14 protein-coding genes, 2 tRNA genes and 1 pseudogene are annotated in these 14272 nt (G+C 66.9%); 12 read left to right on the forward strand and 5 right to left on the reverse strand.

Annotation, left to right across the window (positions count from 1 at the left end; genetic code table 11):
• Positions 1-7: 7 nt before the first annotated feature.
• The 6 genes and pseudogenes from gyrB (at position 8) to JOD27_RS06835 (ending at position 6075) form a co-directional block, all read left to right on the forward strand.
• Entirely contained in the window at positions 8-1978 is a 1971-nt protein-coding gene (gyrB, locus tag JOD27_RS06815) for a DNA topoisomerase (ATP-hydrolyzing) subunit B (RefSeq protein ID WP_204761288.1), read from the forward strand.
• A gap of 53 nt (positions 1979-2031) precedes the next feature.
• On the forward strand, positions 2032-4575 hold the full coding sequence (gene gyrA / locus JOD27_RS06820) for a DNA gyrase subunit A (RefSeq protein WP_204761289.1): 2544 nt from the start codon (positions 2032-2034) through the stop codon (positions 4573-4575).
• A 310-nt stretch (positions 4576-4885) separates the two neighbouring features.
• Positions 4886-5557 carry a DUF3566 domain-containing protein gene (locus JOD27_RS46460; RefSeq protein ID WP_372441679.1) on the forward strand — a complete coding sequence of 224 codons (672 nt, stop codon included), beginning with the start codon at positions 4886-4888 and terminating at the stop codon, positions 5555-5557.
• A 73-nt stretch (positions 5558-5630) separates the two neighbouring features.
• A tRNA-Ile gene (locus JOD27_RS06830) sits at positions 5631-5704 on the forward strand.
• A gap of 132 nt (positions 5705-5836) precedes the next feature.
• Positions 5837-5956 (forward strand): annotated as a pseudogene (locus tag JOD27_RS44615) (DLW-39 family protein); the annotation flags it as partial.
• A 46-nt stretch (positions 5957-6002) separates the two neighbouring features.
• Positions 6003-6075 (forward strand) — tRNA-Ala (locus tag JOD27_RS06835).
• A gap of 208 nt (positions 6076-6283) precedes the next feature.
• Here the strand turns inward: JOD27_RS06835 and JOD27_RS06840 are convergent.
• Positions 6284-6679 (reverse strand): DoxX family protein, encoded by a 396-nt coding sequence (locus tag JOD27_RS06840; RefSeq protein ID WP_204761291.1) that lies wholly within the window; start codon positions 6677-6679, stop codon positions 6284-6286.
• A gap of 92 nt (positions 6680-6771) precedes the next feature.
• Here JOD27_RS06840 and JOD27_RS06845 point away from each other — a divergent pair, with 92 nt between their 5' ends.
• Positions 6772-7305, forward strand: a complete 534-nt coding sequence (locus JOD27_RS06845; protein ID WP_204761292.1) for a DUF2020 domain-containing protein — start codon at positions 6772-6774, stop codon at positions 7303-7305.
• A 249-nt stretch (positions 7306-7554) separates the two neighbouring features.
• Here JOD27_RS06845 and JOD27_RS06850 read toward each other — a convergent pair whose 3' ends face one another.
• The gene (locus JOD27_RS06850; RefSeq protein WP_204761293.1) at positions 7555-8169 is read right to left on the reverse strand and encodes a hypothetical protein; all 615 of its coding nucleotides are present in this window, start codon (positions 8167-8169) and stop codon (positions 7555-7557) included.
• 47 nt (positions 8170-8216) lie between these two features.
• Between JOD27_RS06850 and JOD27_RS06855 the strand changes: the two genes are divergently transcribed.
• A complete protein-coding gene (locus tag JOD27_RS06855; protein WP_204761294.1) occupies positions 8217-8765 on the forward strand; it encodes a peptidylprolyl isomerase in 549 nt (182 codons plus the stop codon).
• The gene (locus JOD27_RS46465) at positions 8762-9685 is read left to right on the forward strand and encodes a rhomboid family intramembrane serine protease (RefSeq protein WP_307829960.1); all 924 of its coding nucleotides are present in this window, start codon (positions 8762-8764) and stop codon (positions 9683-9685) included. The genes JOD27_RS06855 and JOD27_RS46465 overlap by 4 nt, the downstream gene beginning before the upstream one ends.
• Here JOD27_RS46465 and JOD27_RS06865 read toward each other — a convergent pair whose 3' ends face one another.
• Together JOD27_RS06865 and crgA are read right to left on the reverse strand one after the other, a co-directional pair.
• Positions 9686-10081, reverse strand: coding sequence for a PH domain-containing protein (locus tag JOD27_RS06865; RefSeq protein WP_307829961.1), 396 nt, complete (start codon positions 10079-10081; stop codon positions 9686-9688). It lies immediately after the preceding gene.
• A 231-nt stretch (positions 10082-10312) separates the two neighbouring features.
• A complete protein-coding gene (crgA, locus tag JOD27_RS06870) occupies positions 10313-10579 on the reverse strand; it encodes a cell division protein CrgA (RefSeq protein ID WP_030465604.1) in 267 nt (88 codons plus the stop codon).
• 379 nt (positions 10580-10958) lie between these two features.
• Here crgA and JOD27_RS06875 point away from each other — a divergent pair, with 379 nt between their 5' ends.
• Both JOD27_RS06875 and JOD27_RS06880 read left to right on the forward strand, forming a co-directional pair.
• The gene (locus JOD27_RS06875; protein ID WP_239566641.1) at positions 10959-11942 is read left to right on the forward strand and encodes a class E sortase; all 984 of its coding nucleotides are present in this window, start codon (positions 10959-10961) and stop codon (positions 11940-11942) included.
• Positions 11942-12097 carry a hypothetical protein gene (locus tag JOD27_RS06880; RefSeq protein WP_204761296.1) on the forward strand — a complete coding sequence of 52 codons (156 nt, stop codon included), beginning with the start codon at positions 11942-11944 and terminating at the stop codon, positions 12095-12097. Before JOD27_RS06875 ends, JOD27_RS06880 begins: the two co-directional genes overlap by 1 nt.
• Positions 12098-12202: 105 nt before the next feature.
• Here JOD27_RS06880 and JOD27_RS06885 read toward each other — a convergent pair whose 3' ends face one another.
• Positions 12203-13546, reverse strand: a complete 1344-nt coding sequence (locus JOD27_RS06885) for an FAD-dependent oxidoreductase (RefSeq protein WP_204761297.1) — start codon at positions 13544-13546, stop codon at positions 12203-12205.
• 77 nt (positions 13547-13623) lie between these two features.
• Here JOD27_RS06885 and JOD27_RS06890 point away from each other — a divergent pair, with 77 nt between their 5' ends.
• Positions 13624-14265 carry an aminodeoxychorismate/anthranilate synthase component II gene (locus tag JOD27_RS06890; protein ID WP_204761298.1) on the forward strand — a complete coding sequence of 214 codons (642 nt, stop codon included), beginning with the start codon at positions 13624-13626 and terminating at the stop codon, positions 14263-14265.
• The last annotated feature ends 7 nt before the right edge of the window (positions 14266-14272 follow it).

Below are 14272 nucleotides of genomic sequence, written 5' to 3' on the forward strand. Positions count from 1 at the left end.
CAGGCCCGTGTCAGCTAAGAAGAATGAGTACGGCGCGTCCTCGATCACTGTCCTCGAAGGCCTCGAGGCAGTGCGTAAGAGGCCGGGCATGTACATCGGCTCGACCGGCGAGCGCGGTCTGCACCACCTGGTCCAGGAGGTCGTGGACAACTCGGTCGACGAGGCGATGGCAGGCTTCGCGACGACTGTCGACGTCACCCTGCTGGCCAACGGCGGCGTCCGGGTGATCGACGACGGTCGTGGCATCCCGATCGACGTCCACCCGGTCGAGGGCAAGCCGACCGTCGAGGTCGTGCTCACCGTGCTGCACGCGGGCGGCAAGTTCGACAGCGACTCCTACGCGGTGTCCGGCGGTCTGCACGGCGTAGGCATCTCCGTGGTGAACGCGCTGTCCACCGCCGTCGAGGTCGAGATCAAGCGGCAGGGTTACGTCTGGACCCAGCGCTACGAGAACTCGAAGCCCGCGCACGAGCTGCGCAGGGGCGAGCCGACCGACGAGACGGGCACGACCGTCACGTTCTGGGCCGACCCGGAGATCTTCGAGACGACCGAGTACAACGTCGAGACGATCGCGCGCCGCCTGCAGGAGATGGCGTTCCTCAACAAGGGGATCACGATCATCCTGCGCGACGAGCGGGTCTCGGAGGAGGACGAGGAAGCCGACGCCGAGGGCCACAAGGCCGCGGTGAAGGAGCGGGTCTACCACTACCCGGGTGGTCTGGAGGACTTCGTCCGCCACATCAACCACACACGCGACGCCGTGCACCAGAAGGTGATCTCCTTCGAGGCGCAGGGCGACGACCTGCAGGTCGAGGTCGCGATGCAGTGGAACACGGGCTACACGCCGTCGGTCTACACCTTCGCGAACACGATCAACACGCACGAGGGCGGTACCCACGAGGAGGGCTTCCGCGCCGCGCTGACCCGAGTGGTCAACGAGTACGCGCGTGAGAAGAAGGTCCTCAAGGAGAAGGACGCCAACCTCACCGGTGACGACATCCGCGAGGGTCTCGCGGCGATCATCTCGGTGAAGCTGAAGGAACCCCAGTTCGAGGGTCAGACGAAGACCAAGCTGGGCAACAGCGAGGCCAAGTCGTTCGTGCAGAAGTCGACGAACGAGCACCTGGCCGACTGGTTCGAGCGCCACCCCAACGAGGCGAAGACGATCGTCACCAAGGCGGTGTCGTCGGCGCAGGCCCGCATCGCGGCCCGCAAGGCCCGCGAGCTGGTGCGCCGCAAGGGTGCCTTGGACATCGGTGGTCTGCCGGGCAAGCTGAAGGACTGCCGTTCGACCGAGCCGGAGCGCTGCGAGCTCTACATCGTCGAGGGCGACTCCGCGGGCGGCTCGGCCAAGGAGGGTCGCGACTCGATGTACCAGGCGATCCTGCCGATCCGCGGCAAGATCATCAACGTCGAGAAGGCGCGCATCGACCGCGTGCTGAAGAACAACGAGGTCCAGTCGCTGATCACGGCGCTCGGCACCGGCATCCACGACGAGTTCGACCTCACCAAGCTGCGCTACCACAAGATCGTGCTGATGGCCGACGCCGACGTCGACGGCCAGCACATCCGCACGCTGCTGCTCACGCTGCTGTTCCGCTTCATGCAGCCGCTCATCGAGCACAACCACGTGTACCTCGCGCAGCCGCCGCTCTACAAGATCAAGTGGCAGCGCATCGAGCCGGAGTACGCCTACTCCGACCGCGAGCGCGACGCCCTGATCAAGGACGGCCTCGCGGCCGGCAAGAGGCTCGGCAAGGACGACAACATCCAGCGGTACAAGGGTCTCGGTGAGATGAACGCCGAGGAGCTGTGGGAGACCACGATGGACCCGGCCAACCGGATCCTGCGCCAGGTCACCATGGACGACGCGGCCACCGCCGACGAGCTGTTCAGCGTGCTCATGGGCGAGGACGTCGAGGCACGCCGTTCGTTCATCACCCGCAACGCCAAGAGCATCAAGTTCCTGGACATCTAGTCCGGTCTTGGTCCTAGGCACCCTGGCGTTTCTGGCGAGTAAGGAAGAGAACAGTGACCGAGACGACCCTGCCCCCGGAGGGCGACCGCATCGAGCCGGTCGAAATCCAGCAGGAGATGCAGAACTCGTACATCAACTACGCGATGTCCGTCATCGTGGGTCGTGCGCTGCCGGACGTGCGCGACGGGCTCAAGCCCGTGCACGTCCGCGTTCTGTACTCGATGTTCGACTCAGGCTTCCGTCCCGACCGCGGCTACAACAAGTGCGCGCGCGTCGTCGGCGACGTGATGGGCAACTACCACCCCCACGGTGACTCGGCGATCTACGACGCGTTGGTGCGTCTCGCCCAGCCGTGGGCGATGCGCTACCCGTTGATCGACGGTCAGGGCAACTTCGGCTCGCCGGGCAACGATCCGGCTGCCGCCATGAGGTACACCGAGTGCCGTCTCTCCCCGCTGGCCATGCACATGCTGGCCGACATCGAGGAAGAGACCGTCGACTTCCGCGACAACTACGACGGCCGCATCCAGGAGCCGACCGTCCTGCCGTCGCGGATCCCGAACCTGCTGATCAACGGCAGCTCCGGCATCGCGGTCGGCATGGCGACGAACATCCCGCCGCACAACCTCCGCGAGGTGGCGGACGGTGTGGTGTGGGCGCTGGACAACCCCGAGGCCTCCGACGAGGAGACCCTCGAGGCGATGATCGCCCGGATCAAGGGGCCGGACTTCCCGACGTACGGCCAGATCCTCGGCACCGCGGGCATCGAGGACGCGTACCGGACGGGCCGCGGCTCGATCCGCATGCGCGCGATCGTCGAGGTCGACGAGGACGCGAAGGGCCGCACGATCCTGGTCGTCACCGAACTGCCGTACCAGGTCAACCCGGACAACCTGGTCGAGAACATCGCGGCTCTGGTCCGCGACGGCAAGCTCACCGGCATCGCGAACATCGCCGACGAGTCGAACCGCCGCATCGGCATGCGCATCGTGGTCACGCTCAAGCGCGACGCGGTGGCGAAGGTCGTGCTGAACAACCTCTACAAGCACACCCAGCTGCAGTACTCGTTCGGCGTCAACATGCTGGCGCTGGTCGACGGTGTGCCGCGCACGCTGCGGATCGACCAGATGATCCGCCACTACGTGAAGCACCAGATCGAGGTCATCGTCAGGCGGACGAAGTTCCGGCTGCGCAAGGCGGAAGAGCGCGCGCACATCTTGCGCGGCTTGGTGAAGGCGCTCGACCAGCTCGACGCGGTGATCGCGTTGATCCGCCGGTCCGAGACGCCGGACATCGCGCGCACGGGCCTGATGGAGCTCCTCGACGTCGACGAGATCCAGGCCAACGCGATCCTGGAGATGCAGCTCCGCCGCCTGGCCGCCCTCGAGCGGCAGAAGATCATCGACCAGTTGGCCGAGATCGAGGTCGAGATCGCGGACCTCAAGGACATCCTCGAGAAGCCGGAGCGGCAGCGCGCCATCGTGCGCGAGGAGCTGCTCGCGATCGTGGAGAAGCACGGCGACGACCGCCGCACGAAGATCATTCCGTTCGACGGTGACGTGTCCATGGAGGACCTGATCGCCGTCGAGGACGTGGTCGTCACGATCACGCGCACCGGCTACGCGAAGCGCACCAAGACCGACCTCTACCGGGCGCAGAAGCGCGGCGGCAAGGGCGTGCAGGGCGCGCAGCTCAAGCAGGACGACATCGTCCAGCACTTCTTCGTGTGCTCGACGCACGACTGGATCCTGTTCTTCACGAACAAGGGCCGCGTGTACCGCACGAAGGCGTACGAGCTGCCCGAGGCCAACCGCAACGCGCGCGGCCAGCACGTCGCGAACCTCCTCGCCTTCCAGCCGGAGGAGGAGATCGCGCAGGTCATCCAGATCAAGAACTACGAGGTGTCGCCGTACCTCGTGCTCGCCACCCGCAAGGGTCTGGTGAAGAAGTCGAAGCTCTCCGACTTCGATTCCAACCGGTCGGGTGGTCTTATCGGCATCAACCTGCGCGAGGACGACGAGCTGGTCGGTGCCGTGCTCTGCTCGGCCGACGACGACCTGCTCATGGTCTCCGCTGACGGCCAGTCGATTCGCTTCCACGCGACCGACGACGTGCTGCGCCCGATGGGGCGTGCCACGTCAGGTGTGCAGGGCATGCGGTTCAACGCCGACGACGAGCTGCTGTCGGTCGGCGTCGTCCAGGAGGGCCTGTTCGTTTTGGTCGCGACGGACGGTGGGTACTCGAAGCGAACGCCGATCGAGGACTACCCGGTCCAGGGGCGTGGCGGCAAGGGTGTGCTGACCATTCAGCACGACCGCCGACGTGGCAGGCTGGTGGGCGCGCTCATCGTCGACGTCGACGACGAGCTCTACGCCATCACCTCGAGCGGCGGGGTCATCAGGACCCGTGCCGAGCAGGTGCGCAAGGCTGGACGGCAGACGAAGGGCGTGCGGCTGATGAACCTTGGCGAGAGCACCACTTTGATCGCCGTCGCACGCAACGCGGACGAGCCCAGCGACGTCACTAACGGTGAGACGTCTGCCGCGGAGGGCTCTGCCGCCGACCAGGCAGCCACCCCCAACGACTCGGCCGAGTAGTCGGAACTTGCTAGCGAGAGGCTAAGGACAGCTCGTGACTCCACCCGAGAACCGCGAAGGTCGGGACGCGGACAAGACCGCGGTGATCACCAAGCCGACTCCGCAGAAGGACAACGCGGAGAAGTCGGACTCGGCCGCGCCGGCGGCCTCCGGTTCCTCGGGTGGGAACGCGCAGGACAAGACCAAGCCCGTGTCGGCGGAGAAGGCGGCAGAGGCCGCCGCTCCCGCCGAGGCTCCTGCCCCTGCCGTCGCCGAGGAGAAGACGGTCGCGGTCGAGACGCCCGCTCCGGCCGCTCCCGCCGCTGAACCGGTGGCGCCGGTCGCCGCCGTGGCGGAGGAGCCGGTCGTCGTCTCCGCGCCGCCGCCCTGGCAGCGCGTGACGAACGACACGGAGGCCGCCCAGCAGGACTCGACGCAGGCGTACGTGGCTCCGGCCGCGCCGCCCGTCCCGTCGCAGGAGCCGGCGTTCCCGTCCACCGACCCGGACACCGTGAAGGTGCAGAAGCCCGCGGTCACGGGCGCGGCGGTGCCGGTGGGCCTGGGCAGCAGCCGCACGTCGGTGAACATGGGCAGCACTGCGCGTCCCGCCGCGGCCACCCCGTCGGCCCGCCGTCCCGGCCGCGGCCCGCGCCGCGCCTCGCTCCAGGTGAAGCGCGTCGACCCGTGGTCGGTGCTCAAGCTCGCCCTGGTGCTCGGCGTCGCGTTGTTCTTCGTCTGGCTCGTGGCGGTCGGCGTGCTCTACGGCGTGCTGCACGGCATGGGTGTCTGGGACAAGATCAACAGTACCGCGAACGACCTTCTCCAGGCCAACGAGCCGGGCGAACCGCTGATCAGTGCCGGCCGCGTGTTCGGCGTCTCGGCGATCATCGGCGCGGTCAACATCGTGCTCTTCACCGCCCTCGCGACCGTCGGCGCGTTCGTCTACAACGTGTCCGCGGACCTGGCCGGTGGCCTGGAGTTGACGCTCTCCGAGCGCGAGTGACCCCCGATTTGGGGCGACGAAGGACGATCCTGTAAGGTCTTCTTCGTCGCCCCCAAGGGGGTAACACGATCGAGGGCCTATAGCTCAGGCGGTTAGAGCGCTTCACTGATAATGAAGAGGTCGGAGGTTCAAGTCCTCCTAGGCCCACTCGATTCGAACGTCTCTCGAATCATCATCGTTTCTGTCCGGATGTGAGTTCCGGAGCCCCGGCTGAAGACCTGAAAAGCCTGTAGGCTGGTCCGGTAGGTCGGGGCATAACAGTCTTTGGAGGGGTTCAGAGTGGCTAAGAAGATCATCGCACTCGTCGTCGTCGCCGGTGCGGTCCTGTTCTTCGTGAAGCGCAACCGTTCGGCCAAGGCCGACGCGGACCTGTGGCGCGAGGCCACCGCCCCCACCGACTGATCTCGGTCTGATCTCCGGGGCGGCTCCGCCGTCCCGGATCTTCGGGGACGTAGCTCAATTGGCAGAGCACCGCCTTTGCAAGGCGGGGGTTAGGGGTTCGATTCCCCTCGTCTCCATTCGTTCCTCGGGCCGAGGAGTGTCTGCAGAACGCGCAGACCTCCTCGGCCCGAAGTGTTTTCTGGGGCCGAGCCCCCAGACGCCAGCCGGGGGTTTCGCCCCCGGATCACCGGTCGGCTCGCCTCCGGCATCGCCGCCCTCCCTCGCGGAATAGCTGAAGCCCTGTTCGCACCGCAGCGAACAGGGCTTCAGCGTTTGAAGCGGCCGTCAGGCGTTGGTTAGCGCCTTCTTCTTCGACGAGTTGCGAAGCTGGTCGATGCTCCAGGCGCCGGCGCCCGTGAACACCAGCAGCAGGAACGCCCACGAGTAGACCGCCGCCAGCTCGCCGCCGTTCTGGATCGGCAGCAGAGCGCGCGGCTGGTGCACCACGAAGTAGGCGTAGGCCATGGAGCCGGAACTGATCAGTGCGGCCCAGCGGGTCCACAGTCCGATCAGCACCAGGGTGCCGCCGATCAGCTCGATGAGACTGGAGGGGCCCGCGGGCCACGAGAGCAGCGAGGTTCCCTTGAGGATCTTCTGCACGCCGTGGATGAGGAAGAAGAGGCCGATCACGATCCGGAACAGGGCCAAGGCCTGGTCACGTCTTTGCTCCAGAAACTGCATGGCGAATGGTCCTTCCGGCAGGGGTAAGAAGTTGACCAGTCACATAGTCTGCCGGGCATGCTTCTGCGGGGGTCTGGTTGACTGTTGCTCCTATGAAACGAGCACTGTTGCTGCCCCTGCTCGGCGTCCTCGCCGCGTGCGGCACCGATGTCGCCCAGAACGTGCCGGTTCCCACGACCACGACCGCGCAGGTCACCACCACGACCAGCGCGGCTCCGGCGGTGCCGCCCGCACCTCAGCCCGAGAAGGACGGCGCCTGCCCGTACCTCGCGACGAACTTCGTGGCCGAGGCGAACGGGCAGCGAGTTCCGAAAGTGAAACTGTCAACGGACGCTCCGCATCCGGCGTGCTTCTTCTACGCCAACGCGACGGAGATCCAGTTGACCGTTCGGGTGTACGTGGGGGATGCACGTGTCGCAAAGCTCATCGTGAACGAGGCGGCGCCGGACGGTTCGCAGCCCGCGAGCTCGCCTGCCGGGTGGACCGGAGGCTACGTCAGCAACGACACCGGTGTCGTCTACGCCGTCTCGAAAGGTGACGCGGCGGTGGTCGTGACGAGCAACCAGAAGCAGTCGATCAAGGCTCGGCGCATCGCGGAGACGGCGATCACCAACCTCAAGATCTGAGGAATTTGATCACTAGTTGTGGTGATCAACGCGTTTCTGGCACAACGTTGGGGCGTTCGGCGTACCTGCTGTAGATCGTCAACTGATCTGCAGTGAGGGTTCTGTGCGCGCCGAAGACCGGCAAACGGCGAAGCCTCGGTTCGTCGACGGGCCAGCTGCCTACGGCGGTCTGACCGACCAGCCGATCCGAGCACACGAACGGGTGGTCTTCCTGACTGGAAGACCACCCGTTCCGCTGTAGTTCGCGACCTACTTGACGGGTTCCTTCTGGGTCGGCACCTGCCCGTTGAGGACCGGCTCCGGCATCGGGGCCTGCTCCTCGTCCTGCAGCTGGACCTCTTCCGGCCTGCGCGTCAAGGCGATGTAGCCGGCCACCGCGGCGGCGATCAGAAGACCCATCACCCACGGCCAGCGGCGGCGCTTCGGGGCGTCGGCACCGATGTTGGCCGCGGCCTTGCGGATCTCCTTGGCACGCGACTTGGCGTCCTTGCGCGCGTGCTTGGCCGCCTTCTTCACTTCCTTGCGCACTTCTTCGGCCTTACTCATGAGGTCAGCACGCGTTTTCGCGCTCTTCTTCGCGAGGCGCTTGCGGGAACGGCGGGTCTGCTTCTCCCAGTCCTCCGCCTTGCTCATGAGCGTGTCGGCCCGCTCGACGAGGGCACCGCGCACCTGGTCAGCCGTGATGCCACGCTCCGCGAGCTTCACCTCAGCGGCGTGACCAGCGCGAACGACACCCTGACGCGCGGCCTTCAGACCGGTGCCGACAGCCTTGCCAACGGACTCGCCGGCACGGGTCATGACGTCCACCTCGTCCATTCTGTGCTCCACACGTTGTCGTCCGGTGATGTCCTGCAGATACCCCATGGTGCCCCTTCCTGAACATCCGCGCCCGTGGATGGCACGATGGGGTGGTGGCTGACAGCAACGAATCCTTCGTCGGGACCAAGGTGACGGCGACCCTGCACACCACGCAGGGCGACATCCGGCTCAACCTGTTCCCCGACCACGCCCCCAAGACGGTGGCGAACTTCGTCGGGCTCGCCGAGGGCACCAAGGACTACACCGAGGCGAACGCGAGCGGCACGAACTCGGGCCCGTTCTACGACGGCACCCTGTTCCACCGCGTCATCGCCGGCTTCATGCTCCAGACCGGCGACCCGACCGGCACCGGCCGCGGTGGCCCCGGCTACCGCTTCGCGGACGAGTTCCACTCGGAACTGTCGTTCAACCGTCCGTACCTGCTCGCGATGGCGAACGCCGGGCCCAACACCAACGGCTCGCAGTTCTTCATCACCGTGGCGCCGACGACGTGGCTGAACTTCAAGCACACGATCTTCGGTGAGGTGGCCGACCAGGAGTCGCGCGACGTCGTCGACGCGATCGGCAACACCACGACCGGTGCGGGCGACCGTCCGGTCAACGACATCAAGATCGAGCGGGTCACGATCGAACGCGCGTGAGCAACGCACCCGTGCCACCGGACGGGCCGATCGGAGCGGAGCCGGAAACACCGGTCTGCGCACGTCATTCCGATCGGCCCACCCGGCTGCGCTGCACCAGGTGCGACCGTCCGGCGTGCCCGGACTGTCTGCGCGACGCCGCGGTCGGCATGCAGTGCGTCGACTGCGTGCACGAGGGCAAGCGCTCGGTCCGCGGTGCTCGAACGCTCGTGGGCGCCGAGGTGTCGGACGGCCGCCCGATCGTCACGCTGGTGCTGATCGCGCTCAACGCGCTGGCGTACGTGGTGACGGTCGTCCAGTCGGGCAGCCCGATGAACAACGACCGGGCAGGCCTGTTCTCGGCGACCTCGATGGTTCCGGAGCTCACCGCGCAGGGCGAGTGGTGGCGGGTCGTCACGTCGGGCTTCATGCACTTCGGCCTGATCCACCTGGCGCTCAACATGGCGTTCCTCTACGTCGTGGGCCAGAACGTCGAACGGGAACTGGGCAAGCTCCGGTTCAGCGCCGTGTACTTCCTGTCGCTGCTCGGCGGCAGTGCGTCGGCGTTCTACTTCGGCACGGTCTGCCAGGAGCTCGCCGGCGCGTCCGGTGCGGTGTTCGGTCTGATGGGCGCGTTGCTCATCCTGTGGAAGCGGCAGCGGCGGGACATCTCCACGATCGTCGTCGTCGTCGGCATCAACCTGGTGTCGAACCTCTTCACCAACGCCTCGCTGCTAGGGCATCTCGGCGGGTTCGTGATCGGCGGCCTGCTGACGCTCGCGATGGTCAAGGCACCCGCGGAGAACCGCAACCTCTACCAGGTCGCCGCCGTGGTGGCCGCCGTGGTGCTGCTCTGCGGCATGTTCTGGTTGCGCGCGACCGAGCTCGACACCGCGGCCGAGGTCATCGCTGAGATCTCCCGGACGTGTCGCCCGAACTGATTACGGGCGCAGTGCGTGCAGAACTCCGGCGACTTCTTCCGGCTCGGCGCCGAGGTCCAGTTTCGTGAGCACCACGAGACGGTCGTCGGCGTCGAGTTCCAATGTCTGCTGTTGCCTGCCGAGCCGGCGGGTGGTCTGCAGCTTGACCTTCACCTCGTGCCACTGCAGGTGCGTGGTGCTCGCGAACCCGCGCACGGCGAGCCCGTTCGCGTCCGCCGACAGGCGCGGCCGGGCGATCGTCCCGAACGCCGCGAGGTAGCTGACCAGCAGCGTTGCCAGTCCGATGAGGAGACGGCCCGCGTTGTCGTCGGCGAGGATCGTGGCGACGGCGAGCAGTGCAGCGAGCACCCACGCGCCGGCGACGAGCGGGGCGGGAGTGGACCAGGTGCGAGTCACACCGTCGAGTGTCCCGCATGAAATGTGGACAACTGAACGGCACCGCGTGAGGGGAAAGCAACGCTTGTGCATTTTCTCGCAAAGTTGTCCACAGGACTTGTCCCCAATGGGGATGACTTACAGCCGTGTGCTTCGGTGACGCTGAGATGAACCAGGTGAACCCAGTGATAACAAAGGTCGGCCCGGACGTGTGACGTCCGGGCCGACCTGTACGAACGGTGACTCGCCTGGCTAGCGCCAGCGCATCGTCATCAGCAGACCGATGATCATCAGTGCGAAGCCGATGGCGAAGTTCCACGCGCCCAGCTCGAGCATGAACGGGATCTTCTCGGCCGCGATGTAGTTGACGACCAACCACGCGAGGCCGAGCAGCATGAAGCCGAGCATGACAACGACGTAGACCGGGTGAGACGGCCCCGCTGCCTTGACCTTGACCGGGGTGCGGCGGTCAGTGGGTGCGGTGTAGACCGCCTTCTTCCGGACCTTCGACTTGGGCATGCTGTCCTCGCCTGACGTGGATATCCGTGAGTGACGCAAGTTTACGTGCACTACTCGGGAGACACGTTAACGTAGCGAAGGTGGTGAGCGAACCACCTGGCAGACGCAGTTGTTTTCAGTTCACAGTCCGCGCGGAGGTTCTCAGGTGAACTCGGGACCGCAGCAGCCGCCTCCACGGCGTCCTGCACCCCGTCGTGACGACCTGCAGCACGTGCGGGCCACTCCGTCACCGCGCCCGCTGCCGCCCCCCGACGCGACCCAGTTCACCAGCGCTTTCTCGGGAAGCCTGAACCCTCCGCGCCGTCCTGCCGGCCCTCCGCCCGGCACGCCTCCCCGCGGCATGCAGCAGGGCCCGCCGCCGGGAACACCGCCGCGGGGCATGGGTCAGCCTCCGCGGGGAATGCCGCCGCGTCCGCCCCGTCCACGCCCGGTCGATCCGCCCACCGAGGTCATCCCGCGCGTCGAGGACGAGGACGACTACGACGACGAGTACTACGACGATGACGACTACTACGACGACGAGGACGACCAGCCCGCTCCGCCGCCGGAGAGCTTCGCGCGCAAGGCGGTGCGCGGCTTCGGCGAGGCCCTCATCACGATGGGCATGGTCGTGCTGCTGTTCGTCGTCTACGAGGTCTACGTAACCGACCTGCTCTCCGCGGAGAAGCAGGAGGAGGCCACCGCGGCGCTCGACTCCGAGTGGAGCTCGAACGTCGTGACGCCACCCCCGTCCGACCCGAACCGGAAGGCCAAGACCACCCTCATCGAGGGCAAGGCCTTCGCGAAGATGTACATCCCGATCTTCGGCAACGACTGGAAGTTCTCGGTCGTCGAGGGCACCACCGACAAGCACCTCGAGATCGGCCCCGGCCACTACAAGGACACCGCCCAGCCGGGCGAACCCGGCAACTTCGCCATCGCCGGCCACCGCGTCGGCAAGGGCGCCCCGTTCAACGACCTCGACCTGCTCCAGTCCTGCAACGCCGTCGTCGTGCAGACCCAGACCCAGTGGTTCGTCTACCGCGTGCTCCCCATGAGCAACGAGGTGGCGGGCTGGGCCTCGAACCCGAAGTCGAAGGATGCGGCCTGCGCCGGCGTGGCCCCGCTGGCCACGACCCTCGGCGACGCCTACGCCAAGACCGTGGGCCAGGAAATCGTCGTGCCGACCCAGGGCGAGGTCATCGCGTCCATCCCGCACCAGGTCAACGCCACGGTGCCCCCGGAGAAGCAGGCCCGCCTGCTCACGCTGACGACCTGCCACCCGCGCTTCTCCGACCGGCAGCGCCTGATCGTGCACGCCATCGAGACCAAGAGCTACCCGGTGGCCGACGGCTTCGTGCCGCCAGAGATGACGGAGGGCTGATGTACGGCTGGATCTGGCGGCACCTGCCGGGCCCGCTGTATCTGCGGATCATCGAGGCCGTCGTGCTCGTCGTCGGCGTCGTGGCGCTGCTGATGTTCGTGGTGTTCCCGTGGGCGGAGCCGAAGCTGCCGTTCAACAACGTCACGACCCAGTGAGCGGTGCCCCGACCTGTTCGTCGGCGAGATGCCGAGCGACCGCGACCGAGATGTGAAGCCGCCATCGCGCCCACACACGACGGCGGCTTCATCGGGGAACGGCGGTCAGCCGTTCGAGATCGCGGTCATCTCCTCGCGCGACACGACCTTCACGCGCTCGCGGCCTTCGGCGGCGCCCAGCGCCATCTCGTGCAGGTCGAGCTTGCGCCAGCCCTCGTTGGTCACGAACGGCACGCCGCGCTGCTCGAGGAACTGCACGATGGCGTCCGGAGAGGCCGAGGTGGCGCGGGGGAGTGACGCGGCGTCTTCCAGGAGACTCGTGACGGTTTCCAGCGCGTCGCCCTTGGTGTGGCCGATGAGGCCGATCGGGCCGCGCTTGATCCAGCCGGTGACGTAGACGCCGGGCATGGGCACCTCGTCCAGATCCAGTACGCGGCCCGCGCGGTGCGGGATCGTGCCCGAGACGTGGTCGAACGGGATGTCGGTCAGGTGCGTGGAGAGGTAGCCGACGGCGCGGTACACGGCCTGGACGTCCCAGTCGGTGAAGACGCCGGTGCCTCGGACGCTGCCGTCGCCGGTCAGTTCCTGGGTTTCGGTGCGCAGGCCCTCGACGCGATCGGAACCCAGAACCTCGACCGGGGCCTCCAGGAAGTGCAGGTGCAGGCGGCGCGGGCGGTTGCCCACGTCGCGGATGGCCCACTCCTGGAGGGTCTTCACGATCATCTCGACCTGCTTGTTCGAGCGAATCGCGGCCATCGAGGCCTCGTCGAACTCGATGCCCTCGGCGTGGACGATCACCTCGACGTTCGGCGAGTGGTCGAGTTCGCGCAGTTCCAGCGGGGTGAACTTGGCCTGGGCCGGGCCGCGGCGGCCGAACACGTGCACGTCGGTGACCGGTGACGAGGCCAGACCCTCGTACACGTTCGACGGGATCTCGGTCACCAGGAGCTCGTCGGCGGTCTTGGCGAGGATCCGCGCGACGTCCAGGGCGACGTTGCCGACGCCCAGCACCGCGACCGACGTGGCGGTCAGCGGCCAGGTGCGCGGCACGTCGGGGTGGCCGTCGTACCAGGACACGAAGTCCGCGGCGCCGTAGCTGCCGGGCAGGTCGATGCCGGGGATGTCCAACGAGCGGTCAGCGGACGCTCCGGTGGAGAAGACGACCGCGTCGTAGAGCTGGCGCAGGTCGTCGAGCTTGACGTCGACGCCGTACTCGACGTTGCCGAAGAAGCGAACCTGCGGCTTGTCGAGCACCTTCTGCAGGGCGCCGACGATGCCCTTGATGCGGGGGTGGTCGGGGGCGACGCCGTAGCGGACGAGGCCGTAGGGCGCCGGCAGCTTCTCGAAGAGGTCGATCTGCACGTCGACGTCGGACTTGGTCAGAATGTCGGCGGCGTACACACCGGCCGGACCCGCGCCGACGACCGCGACGCGCAAGGGACGACTCATGACACCTATTTTAGGGTAGCCTAACCTGAAGGTGGACGAGAGCTAACTCACTCGACGCGACCGACTAGGCTTCGTACATGCGCGTGCTCGTGGTCGACAACTACGACAGCTTCGTCTACAACCTGGTCCAGTACCTCGCCCAGCTCGGGGCCGAGTGCGTCGTGCGGCGCAACGACGAGGTGGACCTCGACGAGATCGCGAAGGTCGACGGCGTGCTCGTCAGCCCTGGGCCCGGTACACCGGAGCGTGCGGGGTCGAGCATCGACGTGATCAAGCGGTGTGCCGACACCGGCAAGCCGGTCTTCGGCGTGTGCCTCGGCCATCAGGCGATCGGTGTGGTGTGGGGCGCGACGGTCGACCGCGCGCCCGAACTGCTGCACGGCAAGACGAGCATCGTTTTCCACGAGGGCAACGGTGTGCTGAACGGCGTGCCGAAACCGTTCATCGCGACGCGCTACCACTCGCTGACGGTGCTGCCGGAGACGATCTCCGCGGAGTTCGAGGTCACCGGCAAGACCGAGAGCGGCATCGTGATGGCCATGCGCCACAAGGAACTTCCGGTCGAGGGTGTGCAGTTCCACCCCGAGTCGGTGCTGACCGACGGCGGTCACCGGATGCTCGCCAACTGGCTGAAGGTCTGCGGCTACGAGGTGCCCGAGGCCACGGTCGCGCAGCTCGAGAACGGCATGCGCACGCTCGCCGCGGCCGCCCGCCAGTAACAAAACA

The organism is Lentzea nigeriaca (genome assembly GCF_016907955.1).
Classification (GTDB): domain Bacteria; phylum Actinomycetota; class Actinomycetes; order Mycobacteriales; family Pseudonocardiaceae; genus Lentzea; species Lentzea nigeriaca.

Bases quoted from the DNA above. Each gene is read 5' to 3' on its own strand.
- JOD27_RS06875 (WP_239566641.1), top strand. From the start codon at position 10,959: ATGGGTCAGCCTCCGCGGGGAATGCCGCCGCGTCCGCCCCGTCCACGC.
- JOD27_RS06885 (WP_204761297.1), bottom strand. From the start codon at position 13,546: ATGAGTCGTCCCTTGCGCGTCGCGGTCGTCGGCGCGGGTCCGGCCGGT.
- JOD27_RS06850 (WP_204761293.1), bottom strand. From the start codon at position 8,169: ATGGGGTATCTGCAGGACATCACCGGACGACAACGTGTGGAGCACAGA.
- JOD27_RS06880 (WP_204761296.1), top strand. From the start codon at position 11,942: ATGTACGGCTGGATCTGGCGGCACCTGCCGGGCCCGCTGTATCTGCGG.
- JOD27_RS06890 (WP_204761298.1), top strand. From the start codon at position 13,624: ATGCGCGTGCTCGTGGTCGACAACTACGACAGCTTCGTCTACAACCTG.
- JOD27_RS06840 (WP_204761291.1), bottom strand. From the start codon at position 6,679: ATGCAGTTTCTGGAGCAAAGACGTGACCAGGCCTTGGCCCTGTTCCGG.
- JOD27_RS06845 (WP_204761292.1), top strand. From the start codon at position 6,772: ATGAAACGAGCACTGTTGCTGCCCCTGCTCGGCGTCCTCGCCGCGTGC.
- crgA (WP_030465604.1), bottom strand. From the start codon at position 10,579: ATGCCCAAGTCGAAGGTCCGGAAGAAGGCGGTCTACACCGCACCCACT.